Annotated in this window: 13 protein-coding genes; 12 read left to right on the forward strand and 1 reads right to left on the reverse strand. The window is 49.5% G+C overall.

Annotated features, from left to right (window positions below):
* Positions 1-5 precede the first annotated feature (5 nt).
* From G7Y44_RS09230 to G7Y44_RS09285, 12 genes are all read left to right on the forward strand, one after another.
* A complete protein-coding gene (locus tag G7Y44_RS09230; RefSeq protein WP_165249306.1) occupies positions 6-1,094 on the forward strand; it encodes a glycosyltransferase family 4 protein in 1,089 nt (362 codons plus the stop codon).
* Positions 1,095-1,098: 4 nt separating this feature from the next.
* A complete protein-coding gene (locus G7Y44_RS09235) occupies positions 1,099-2,211 on the forward strand; it encodes a DegT/DnrJ/EryC1/StrS family aminotransferase (protein WP_241159242.1) in 1,113 nt (370 codons plus the stop codon).
* 53 nt (positions 2,212-2,264) lie between these two features.
* A complete protein-coding gene (locus G7Y44_RS09240; protein WP_165249308.1) occupies positions 2,265-2,675 on the forward strand; it encodes a sugar 3,4-ketoisomerase in 411 nt (136 codons plus the stop codon).
* Positions 2,566-3,753 (forward strand): acyltransferase family protein, encoded by a 1,188-nt coding sequence (locus G7Y44_RS10600; RefSeq protein ID WP_371807472.1) that lies wholly within the window; start codon positions 2,566-2,568, stop codon positions 3,751-3,753. Before G7Y44_RS09240 ends, G7Y44_RS10600 begins: the two co-directional genes overlap by 110 nt.
* The gene (locus G7Y44_RS09250; RefSeq protein WP_165249312.1) at positions 3,750-5,189 is read left to right on the forward strand and encodes a lipopolysaccharide biosynthesis protein; all 1,440 of its coding nucleotides are present in this window, start codon (positions 3,750-3,752) and stop codon (positions 5,187-5,189) included. Before G7Y44_RS10600 ends, G7Y44_RS09250 begins: the two co-directional genes overlap by 4 nt.
* Positions 5,190-5,816 carry a GNAT family N-acetyltransferase gene (locus G7Y44_RS09255; protein ID WP_165249314.1) on the forward strand — a complete coding sequence of 209 codons (627 nt, stop codon included), beginning with the start codon at positions 5,190-5,192 and terminating at the stop codon, positions 5,814-5,816.
* 136 nt (positions 5,817-5,952) lie between these two features.
* The gene (locus tag G7Y44_RS09260; RefSeq protein ID WP_165249316.1) at positions 5,953-6,765 is read left to right on the forward strand and encodes a hypothetical protein; all 813 of its coding nucleotides are present in this window, start codon (positions 5,953-5,955) and stop codon (positions 6,763-6,765) included.
* Between the two features lie 274 nt (positions 6,766-7,039).
* A complete protein-coding gene (locus tag G7Y44_RS09265; protein ID WP_165249318.1) occupies positions 7,040-7,594 on the forward strand; it encodes an SLATT domain-containing protein in 555 nt (184 codons plus the stop codon).
* Positions 7,573-8,931 (forward strand): reverse transcriptase domain-containing protein, encoded by a 1,359-nt coding sequence (locus tag G7Y44_RS09270; RefSeq protein ID WP_165249320.1) that lies wholly within the window; start codon positions 7,573-7,575, stop codon positions 8,929-8,931. The genes G7Y44_RS09265 and G7Y44_RS09270 overlap by 22 nt, the downstream gene beginning before the upstream one ends.
* Before the next feature lie 192 nt (positions 8,932-9,123).
* On the forward strand, positions 9,124-9,732 hold the full coding sequence (dcd, locus tag G7Y44_RS09275) for a dCTP deaminase (protein WP_165249321.1): 609 nt from the start codon (positions 9,124-9,126) through the stop codon (positions 9,730-9,732).
* A gap of 1 nt (position 9,733) precedes the next feature.
* Complete coding sequence (locus tag G7Y44_RS09280; protein ID WP_165249323.1) at positions 9,734-10,180, forward strand: hypothetical protein; 447 nt, start codon at positions 9,734-9,736, stop codon at positions 10,178-10,180.
* Positions 10,181-10,183: 3 nt separating this feature from the next.
* Positions 10,184-10,405 carry a DUF1653 domain-containing protein gene (locus tag G7Y44_RS09285; RefSeq protein WP_165249325.1) on the forward strand — a complete coding sequence of 74 codons (222 nt, stop codon included), beginning with the start codon at positions 10,184-10,186 and terminating at the stop codon, positions 10,403-10,405.
* Between the two features lie 387 nt (positions 10,406-10,792).
* Here G7Y44_RS09285 and G7Y44_RS09290 read toward each other — a convergent pair.
* The coding region (locus G7Y44_RS09290; protein ID WP_165249327.1) for a transposase at positions 10,793-11,195 on the reverse strand (403 nt) is incomplete at its 5' end.

Genomic DNA, 11,195 nt, shown 5'->3' on the forward strand with positions numbered 1-11,195 from the left:
CAGAAATGAGAATTCTGCTACTTGGAGAATTTAGTGGCCTATACAAGAACTTGAAACATGGCCTTATTGAATTGGGGCACGAGGTAACTCTACTTGCTGATGGCGACGGCTGGAAGCAAATACCGGGTGCCGACGGGCCTTTGAAGGTGGGTGACAGATCTCGACTCATCGACAAAGTCGGTCGTAATCTCTCCCTTCTGAAAGATGAGCGTTTAATAGGCTACGATGCTGTGTTTCTTGTGGCGTATAGGATATTCAACCCGTTTGTGGCAGAGCACATGGTGCGGTTCTTGAGAAAGAACAACGGGTCTGTTTTATTAAGTGCAGCGGGAGGTGGACTTGCGTACGATCAGGCGTACCTCAGTGGAAGATTTGATTACTCACCATATGATGGAAATCCTTGCGATTGCTCTTATGTAGCATGTGGATCCAGCCTTAGAAGTAAGCTAATTGAACGAGAACGTCGAGTTGTTGAAAAATACTTTTGTGAGGTTATACCTGTCATGTGGGAGTACCAGATTGGCTTCGATGACTGGGCTGTCCCCCACGATAGTTGCATCCCTCTTCCAGTCGATGTTTCTGAATGCGATTACGTTCCAAATATCCCCCAGGACAAGATTGTCATCTTCCATGGTATTAACAGAGAAGAAGAAAAAGGTACACCAATTATTCGTGAAGCCTTGGCTCGTATCGAAAGAGATTACTCCAACGATGTGGAGGTCATAATCGATGGGCGAATGCCCTATGAGAAGTACCTCTCGGTGATTCAACGAGCCAATGTTGTCATCGATCAGTGTCGTGCGTACGGATATGGCCTTAACGCCTGCGTCTCTATGGCGCAGGGGAAGGCCGTTCTGAGTGGGGCAAGGGACGAGACTCTCGAAGCATTCGGAATAAAACGGAAGGATTGTCCTATTCTGCCCATAGAGCCCGATTCCGATCAAATATGCAGACAGCTCAAGTGGGTTATCGAGCATAGGAACCAGATACCAGGGATCGGCATTAGAAGCCGCGCGTACATCGAAAAATACCATGACTCTATCAAGATTGCGGGGCAATACGTTGACGTAATCAAGAAACATACGAAAGGCTGAGCCGATGAAGTCAATGCAAATAATGTCGAACAACCTGAAGCGCCAGTACAACCTCCATGCGGAAGAGTATAGAAAGAAAGCTTGTGAGGTTCTCGATTCGGGCTGGTACGTGCTTGGGCGTGAGGTTGAGTCCTTTGAGTCCGAATGGGCTGGCTATGTGGGGACCGCGCACTGCGCGGGTGTGGCTTCCGGTCTTGATGCACTTGTTATAGCCTTTCGTATCCTCGGTATTCACGAAGGTGACGAGGTGATCGTTGCGGCTAACGCCTACATCGCCTGTGTCATGGGTATCACCATAAACGGAGGCACGCCGGTATTTGTCGAGCCAGACGAGTACGACAACATCGATGTGTCCCGCATAGAGGACGCGGTGTCCCCGCGAACTAAGGCGATCCTTGCCGTCCACCTCTTTGGGCAGTGCTGTGACATGGATGCCATTAGAGAAGTGGCTGACCGGCATGGTCTGTACGTGGTAGAGGATTGCGCCCAGTCACACGGTAATCATTGGCATGGAAAGCGTGCGGGCTCACTCGGTGATATATCGTGCTTCAGTTTTTACCCCTCGAAGGGTTGTGGTGCGTTTGGGGATGGCGGGGCTCTGTGTACTAACAGCCCCGAGTGGGATGCTCAAGCGCGTGTTATACGCAACTATGGTTCAGAGAGGCGCTACCACAATTCGGTCGTGGGTATGAATAGTCGACTTGATGAGATTCAGGCGGGATTGCTCCGAGTAAAGATGCGCTACTTGGGTGAAATGAATGAGGAGCGGTGTGCGATAGCTGCAGCCTACGATTCTGGTATATCGAACCCGCTGGTGATAAAGCCCAAGGTGCGCCCTGGTGCGGACTCGTCTTGGCATCAGTACGTTATCCATGTGAGAGGTGGTAAGCGCGATGCTCTCAAGGAGTTCCTTGCTGATAGGGGTGTGGGAACCATCATCCACTATCCGATACCCCCGCACCTTTCGGAAGCGTACCGCTACCTCGGGTTCGGCCTCGGCTCGTTTCCGTTAGCAGAACGCGCGGCCGGAGAGGTGCTGAGTCTACCTATGTATAACGGTATGGCCTCAGAGGAACAAAGCTGGGTCATCGAGTCGGTTAATGCGTTTGAAGGCTAGATCAACCAGATAGTTTGAAGCAGTACTTTGAAAAAGGAATAGGAGAAAGATCAATGAGCGAGAGGCCAAGGTTTCTCGAGTTCCCGCAGCACGGGGATAAGCGCGGGCATCTTGTGGTGGTAGAGGGTGGATTCGATGTGCCCTTCGAGATCAAGAGGGCGTTTTACATGTACGGATCTGACCCAGATGTGGTACGCGGGGAGCACGCCAACCGGCTGACCGAATTTGTTCTTGTGAATGTGTCAGGGACGAGCAAGGTGAAGACGGTAGAACCTGATGGTGTGGAGACAGTGTTTGACCTTGACCGGCCCCACGTGGGAGTTTACGTGCCTCGTATGACATGGAAAGACATGTATGCCTTCTCAGAGGACTCGGTGTTACTCGTACTTGCGAGCGAGCACTACGACGGTACGGAGTACATCCGGGATTTCGCAGAGTTCCAGCGAGAGGTTGGCCTTGCCTAGAAAGCGCATACAGGCGTTGCAAGCACTCCGTGCCCTTGCTTTCCTTATGGTCTTCGTGAGCCATTGTTCTTTCATAAAGGGAGTCTCAGGAGGTGCGCTTTTAGACTATGCGGGCGCTGCTGGAGTTTCCATCTTTCTTGTACTGACAGGGTTTCTATGGTACGTGAACGGGCATGACAGGTCTTTGCCGATAGGTGGTAAGGGTTCTTTCGAGCGCGTCCTGTCGAAGGCGCGACGCTTCTATCCGTTACACCTTGCAACGCTTCTCGCAGCTCTGCCATTTCTTGCTCTGTTTGTCATAAAGGGCGGAAGTGTCCTTACGGCCTTCGTGGAACTCGCTTTCAATGTCACGCTGCTTCAGAGTTGGGTTCCGGTAAAGGAGATCTATTTCTCCCTCAATGGTGTTTCATGGTACCTCTCAACCTACCTATTCCTTGCGCTAGTTGCCCCTTATGTCGTCACGGCGGTCGGCAGATCTCGCTGGCTTGAGACTCCTTTGTCTGCTGTGATGGCTTGCGTTGTCCTTTTTGCTGCCGAGTGCATGTGGAGTCTGCTGGCTTTTGCTGTGCCTGCCTCGCACTGGCTTGTCTATGTATTTCCTCCGGCTCGCGTATTCGAGCTTATCGCTGGGGCTGTGGTCGGCCGTCTCTACGTGGAGCATCACAATGAACCCGTATTTTGCAAGATTTCGCTCGGGGGGGGGGTGCTCGCTGCTATGGTTGAGATCGTGCTGATCTGGTATACGACATTCCTTCCTGAAGGCACACATACCTTCTTCTTGTCGGCGGCATGGCTCATACCGTCCTGTCTTTTGGTCTGCTCTTTCGCAGTCTTGGAAGAGTCACCGATCGGAGCACTGTTTCGACTTACCCCCGTTATCACCTTCGGTGGACTTGGACTTGAGCTTTTCATGGTTCATCAACTCGTCATTCGCTACTGGACGGCGCTGGATCTTAGTGTGCTACTTCCAGCACTAGTCTCCTTTGTCTGCTGTCTTGCTCTATCTGTAGTGGCAGCACTTGCTGCCAAGCGTGTTCTTCCGTCAATAGCTAGCTCCAAGAAAGCGCCCGCTGCATGAGTCGTGCTCGTCTGTTTATAGAGAACTTCGTCGTTTATGGCCTAGGCTCGATGGTAGCTAAGGTTATCCCGCTCGTCATGCTGCCGGTGGTTACGCGTCTTATGCCGGATGCGAGCTACTTCGGCTATTCGGATCTCGCGAATACGCTCGTCTCTCTCATGCAGCCTGTGGCCATCATGGGAATGTATGACGCGATGTTTCGGATGTTTTTTGACCGTGATGATGAAGGCTTCAAAAAGAGTGTCTGCTCCACTGCGCTGTTTTTCGTCATGGGTATGACCGTTCTTGTTGCGGCATGCATGCTGTTGTTGGAAGATCCCATAGCGAGGTTATTCTTCGGCGGCGCTGAGTTCACCAATCTTGTGGTTGTAAGCGCTTTGACTGTTCTTATGTCGGGGGGTGGTTCGATTGTTCAGGCACCCACGCGCATGATGAATAAAAGACTCCTTTTCATTGTCCTGAACCTCACAACCTCAGTTCTCTCCTATGTGGTATCTATTCCGCTGCTTCTTGTTGGAGAGTATCTTATGGCGCTTCCTGTTGCGGCGTTAATTGCAGCGGCTTCCTCGCTTGTGATCTTCGGCCTTATTAACCGCAAGTGGTTTTCCTTCAAGGGATTTGATTCAAAGCTGCTCAAGACAATGCTTGCTATCGGTGTGCCCCTTATGCCGAGTTTTCTGTTCTACTGGGCTTTTAACTCCGCAAGCAGGCTTGTGATTGTTTCTGCCTTGGGGGTCTCTGCTGCAGGTGTTTTCGCAGTGGCCGCTAAGGTCGGTCAGGTTAGTCAGCTCATCTACACCGCCTTCGCACAGGGCTGGCAGTACTTTGCCTTTTCTACCATGAGAGATAAAGATCAGGTGGAACTTAACTCCCGAGTCTACGAATACCTCGGAGTTATCTCGCTGTTGGCTACGGCGTTGGTGATTGCCGTTATGGATCCAGTTTACCGTCTACTGTTCTCGGATGAATACGCTGGCGGCATTGTGTGTGTTCCGTATTTGTTCTTGGCACCGCTTCTACTCATGCTTTACCAAGTGGCAGCCAATCAGCTCATCGTTGTAAAGAGAACCTGGCCATCGCTTCTCATGCTTGTCTGTGGCGCTGCTACTTGCATTGCCTTACAGGTTGCGCTCGTGCCCTTGCTTGGTATCGAAGGTGCGGCCATTGGTACCATCGCGGGCTACTTCGTGACGGTCGTTATAGCTCTCGCTGTCCTTACTCGTATGAAGCTTATGGCTGTTCGCAGTCGATTTCACATGTTGTTCGTGGTCTTCGTCGTCTACCTGTTGGCATGGCGGTTTCTCCTTATGGGTAGTACCGCAGCACTCTGTGTTCTGTTCATGTGTTTCGCGCTCTTCTGCGCGTGGCTGTATCGCGAGGAACTGCACGGACTGCGCCGAAGGTTTGCAAAAGCTAGAAAGAAGGAGTCCGTCTAGATGACAGAGCAATTGAAAGAACCCGTATTGCCGACGGGCCGAAGTTTTCGCTGGGGTTGCTTGCGCTCGCTGCGAGAAGAAGACGCGCCCGGCATGCTGGAATGGATGCATGACCCCGACGTGGCTGATAAGTTTCGGTTCGACTTCATGTCCATGGATGAAGCAGATGCCTTGGCATTCATCCGCTCGTCTTGGGATGATAACGAATCTATTCACCTTGCTGTGGTTGGGGAGGATGACGGCTATCTAGGTACCGTGAGTCTCAAACACGTTGACGTTGCGCAGTCTTGCGCTGAGTATGCTATAGCTATGGTTGCACGCTCTCATGGGACAGGAGTGGCCCTCAAAGCAACACGCGACATCCTCGCCTTGGCGTTCTATTCTCTCGACCTTCATCGAGTTTATCTGAACGTTCGCGCGGACAACGGGCGCGCCCTCGCCTTCTATAACAAGGCGGGCTTTGTTCGTGAGGGTGCCGCCCGATCTTCCCTTAGGGTCTCTTCGGGTGGTTTCGTCGACCTAGTGTGGCTCTCCATGCTGGTGGGAGAATTCGATTTCGGCACCACGCTCTTGCCTGCTGGTAGCTTGGTTGAGTGCGATCTGGGGGAATTCAAATGGAGGGGATAATACTAGCCAGTGGGTCGGACTCGCGCAAAAGTGCGAACGTGAACTGAGGAATGCAGGCTGGCTCAAATAGCATCACGTGTGAGCCGAATGCAAGATTCAGAAAAGCCACTCATTGAGCACACTTCGGATGGTTCGTGTGGGAAAGAAGCAACAAAAGAGAATTCGAAATTCACTCGGAATTGAGGTTGAACAGCTCAATTTCCTCCGTACTAGCTTTAGGAGTGAGTTATGCGCGCTTATTCCTGAGGATGAAGCTGTCGAATCTATTCTTAAGGCGGTATTGGACGAAACAGGCTGGGAGGATCATTCGGGAAAGGAAGTCGCTCCGCCTGATTTCGTCGATCATGAGCGGCGCGTTATGATCGAAGCCATGCGGGTAGATGACCATGAGAGACCGGGAGACAAGAAAGGGCTCATCAATCCATCGAAGGCGCACGAGGGCGAGATAATCAAGCGGTATGAACGCGAATTTGGCAAGCTGTTGGATACGGCAGCCGGCAATGCTAGGTTGACCGTACTGGGCAATACCGACCTGCCGACGGAAGATGATCATAGTTACAGCATGTATCTCAACAGCTTCAAACGAATCGTCAAAAAGCATGCAAGTCACGCGAACGATTATCGGCGTAACTACCCTGGATACAAACTTGTCTTCTATGTTTTCGATGAATCGACAGGCTATTTCGAAAGTACCACCGCAGTTAAACACGGTGCACGTGCAGGGGACTGCATGCTTGGCCGACCGCATTCATTTTATGCCGATACAGCGTTTCTTAATACCATCAGAAACTCCAATGCAGATTATTTTCTCTGGTACACGCCCTTCAAGCACGAGCATTTGTTTGCTAAGGGACTTGTTTTGCCCGAGCTTGTTGTGTATGACGTAAGAAGGATGGACGTACCAGAGTATTGCTATGATCCGAGGCGAATGGTGAGTACAGAGGTCTAACGAAATCGCAGTTTGCGACGGATGATGAAAACCGTGCAAAAGACCACACGAATTAGCGGTTACCCAAAACGACCTGCGTTCAGAGGGTGCACGAGATATGGGGCTGCTGGTATCATATCTTGAGAGGCAGCGCTGGCATCGTTGTGATGTCGGGCGTCAGGTTTGATTGGCGTCATTGGTTAGCTGTGGCCATTGGCTCATTGGACTCCTAGGATGTTCTAGGGGTATTGTTAGGTTCGTTTGGCGCTGCCTCTTGAATTGTAGGGTGATGGGTATGGTAGAGGCTGAGAATAAATTCAATTATCTTCCAGGGCTTATCAAAAATACTAGAAAATCTAGGATAGAGGCTGAGCGGCGGCTACTTCGGCTCGATGCACTTTCCAAACACGCAAGTGTTTACTACGCGTGTTTGACTGCCCTATTATCTCTTTCCTCCGTGTTTTTGGATTACAAAGGATTACCCTTCCTTTCTGTCGCTTCTGCTGTTGTGGTCGCTATATGTACTGTGTATGCATCGACGCAAAACTATGGTGTTAGAGCCGAACAAATGAAGGAGTGTTATATCGAGCTGCAGAAATTACTTCTAAAGCTTGATGATAAGCGCACCCTTGAAGATGGCGAGGCTCAGGAAGTTGCTAATCAGGTAGGCGAATGCTACGTCGAAATCATTCGTCGCACTGAGAATCATCTCCTTCGTGATTATTTATTAGCAACGGGGTCTAATAATGAGACGAAAGAGCAGTTACGCTGGTTCGCTCTAAGGGTATGTGTCTACGTAGTTCCCGTTTTAGTAGCTTTTGTTTTTTCGTGGGCAGTTTGGTCATTCTGATGCAGGCTGCGGAATCGTTTTCTAGGCGCTTCAAGCCCGCAGCACTCACCGCCACATTTGTGGCGGAAGTGGGGATTAGCTCCGCTGTGGGTATTGACAAAGTGACAGGAAAGAAGTTCAGAGATAGCTTGACGTCCGAAATTGATTTGATTTCGGTCAAAGCACTTAATGGAAGCTATAACTTCACTAACTACCGGCAGCTTCTTATGACGAAAGGGCCCGCAGAGCCACCGCGAGAATTATGTATCCCAACCATACGTGATAAAGTTACACTAAAAGCTCTCTCCAATGTTCTGGATGATGTTTATGGCGAGGCTTGCAAGACCCCTCAACCGCAACCTATCGTGCAGGCTCTGTTTGACAATCTTCGTAAGGGAGAGTTTGACAGTTACGTTAAGCTGGACATCAAGCGTTTCTATGCATCAGTAGATCACAATATGCTCTTTCGTGTACTGAGACGCAAGATAAGAAAGAAAGAGCTCCTGTCAATTATTGAGCGCGCTATCTCAACCCCGTCAACGCCAGTAGGTATGAGAGCCCGCAAGAGAAGGACTGAAGGCATACCCGAAGGGTTACCGATCTCAAATAAGCTTGCAAATATCTATGTTGAGAGTATAGATGCCGCTTTTGCAGCGGACAAAGCAGTCAAGTATTATCGGTATGTCGATGACATTATCGTTCTTTGCAATAGCTATGATATTGAGCGAGTAGAGCAAACAGCGGAACGCTTAGTGAAAAGGCTGAGTTTAGAACTTCATCCTGAGAAAAAACGATCAGGTTTCATTGGTAAAAGTTCATACGAATATTTGGGCTATGTGTTTAGGGTTGGTGGAATTGCTCCTCGAAAGAAGTCTGTACTCAATCTGACAAGATGGCTCGAGTCGCATATGAGGGCGTATCGAAATACGAACAACAAACGCTATTGGCAATGGAAGCTTTGTTTGAGGATAACAGGATGTCGCATCACTGAGGACGGCGTCTCGTTTAATCGTTTTGGTTGGCTTTTCTACTTCTCTCAATCGACAGATGCAGCATTGCCTCATAAGCTGGATGCTCTAGTGGTAAAGTTCGCAAAGCGATATGGGGTTGATCTGCCAAACGATCTTCCAACATTTAGCAGGAGCTACTATGAAATACACTATCGCAATGGCGAAGGATCCTATATTCAACTGATTGACTTTTCTATTGACTCTTCACGAAAAAGAGAGATTCTGTTCCAGCTCTATGGCGGCGATTTTGTTCGGGAGCTTACGGAAGACAATATCGACGCAGTGTTCAAACGAAGGATGCTTCAAGAAGCTAAAACGTTAGAGCGTGATGTCGGAGCCACATCCTAACACGGAAATTTAGGTCTGTCGCAGGCTATCTTTCACGGCAGCGATGCACCAGTAACCCACCGAGCTGATTCACTACTGGGGTAAAGAGCGCTGCACTTGGAAAACTCCTGTTTGAGTGGTAACATCTTCCTTCGGCAGATTATGAGTCGTAGATGATAAATGCTGCCACGTCGGTCGGAAAGGAGTAATGCGGTGCTTTTAAGCGATAAGGGAATTCGATCCTTACTCGACGGTGGTCATGATCTTATAACTCCTTTTGATGAAAAGAAGCTCCAATCTGCCTCGTACGACCTGACTTTAGGATCGCAGATCGCTGCGATAGAGTCGCGTGCTTCGACTGTATATCTATCCCAACAAGAAGTGCTAGATGAGTCGTATGTTCCTGTCGATATTACTGAGGGCGTGATTGTTAAGCCTGGGCAGTACGTTCTCGCTTCTATTCGTGAGACAGTGAATCTTCCCGACAACCTTGCGGCAAGAGTTATTGCTCGTACGCGGTTTACACGTCTGGGACTTCTCGTTGCTGAGCAGTATTGTAATCCAAGCTATTCGGGGCGGTTGCAATTGGGGCTGTATAATGCGTCGCCAAATAATATAGCGCTTGTTGAGGGTCTTGAGATCGCGCAGATTGTTTTCATTACACTAGATCAGGATCCTACCGAAGAGAAGCTGTATCGTAATAGTGAAACTGCGGTTTATCAGAATGAGTCGGTTTTTATGGGCGCGCAATTTGGTAATGACTCTCTTTCGGAGGGTGCCAGACGCGTATACGATGCCATGATGCAGGATTTGATGGCCTAGTATGGGACAGAAGCTTGACCGGTTGATTTCGAGTTTTGCTGAAGGCTATAAGGATAGGTCTTCAGATGCGAATGTTTATGCAGCCGCGAAACGACTTGAGTCTGAAATAGTTCAAGAAATATGCGAGGAGCAGGCTGAGCGTATTGCGAACAATGCAGAACGAATCCGTGCGAATGAGTCCGCTCGAGCCGCTCTTCGGGAAGCGAAAACTGTAGTTCTGCAATGCGTTGGTTTTGCGTTGCTGGTCGGCTTGCTGAGTAATCATGTGTACAGTCTTCTTCAGGTCGTAATTTACCAGGGAGCAGAGGGGCTGAACGTTGGGAATATGCTCGGGGGCACCGCTGTTCTGCTGATTCTTTGTGTTGCATGTGTCGGTTGGTTTATGATTTCACGGGTTTCTGAGGTTATTGATGTATTTAAGGCCGCTACGTCCAAGGGAAATGACTAGAACATGGACGAGCTCTTAGGACTGTATCGACATTTTAAAGGAAATTTATATCGTGTTGTGTCTATGGCAACTCACTCCGAATCGGGGGAGTTGTATGTCGTGTATGTTGCCTTAAACGATAAGAAGACCTATGTTAGGCCAGCGGAAATGTTTTTCAGTGATGTTGATAGATCCAAATACCCCAACTGTGCGCAAACGAAACGTTTTGAAAGAATTGGCGATTAGATACTCAGCCCGCTATTGGGGCACACCTGTCCTAACCTTTTGCAGGGGAATTCCAAAAAAGTGGTGTTAAACCTCAAAAATCTTGACCAAATACGTTCAGCTCGCGCATCTTCACTCCTGCCGACGGTTTCTCAGGGCCTTTCCGAAATCTGTGTTGCCGATAGGCTTAAAACATTAACTTGACCAGGCGATATGCGTGAGTTTTAAGGCGGCAACACCAGTTTCAGAAAAAACAGGATGGTTTTTGGGCGCACTGGCAGATACCCTTGAATTTTAGGGCTTTAAACACAAGCTATGAGATGCAGCTTTACAACTAGAAATACAACATCATGTGACTCTAGGTCCAGGCGGGCTTCTGGGTACAGACAGGTGTGCCATGTCTATCCTTTAGTGCTTCTTCTTACTTCTCTTGGAAGGTTTGGAAGCATAAGCGCTTACACGCGCCTTCTTTCTTCTTTCATAGGCAGTAGCACCCTCAACAGCATCCAGCGCACCAAAGGCCAAAAGAAGTCGTCTTCTGGTTTCATCGAAGGTGCCAAACCCGCGGCTTTCGCGCTTGAGTTCTTTGATCTTGTCGTTGGTCGATTCTGCTCGAGCGGTGTTGATGTGGCTTATCGTGGCAGTTACCAAGTACTGCTGGTACTTCGCGACCGTTTTGGCAAAGCGTCGCATCTCAGGTACCTCAAGCCCACTTGCCTTCATGATCCAGTTGTTGAGGGCCTTCTCGCATTCCTGTCTATCAGTCCAGGGATGGTCTTGCCATATGTAGTAGAGTTGAAGTACCAGATAG

The organism is Adlercreutzia sp. ZJ141 (assembly GCF_011038965.1).
GTDB lineage: Bacteria > Actinomycetota > Coriobacteriia > Coriobacteriales > Eggerthellaceae > ZJ141.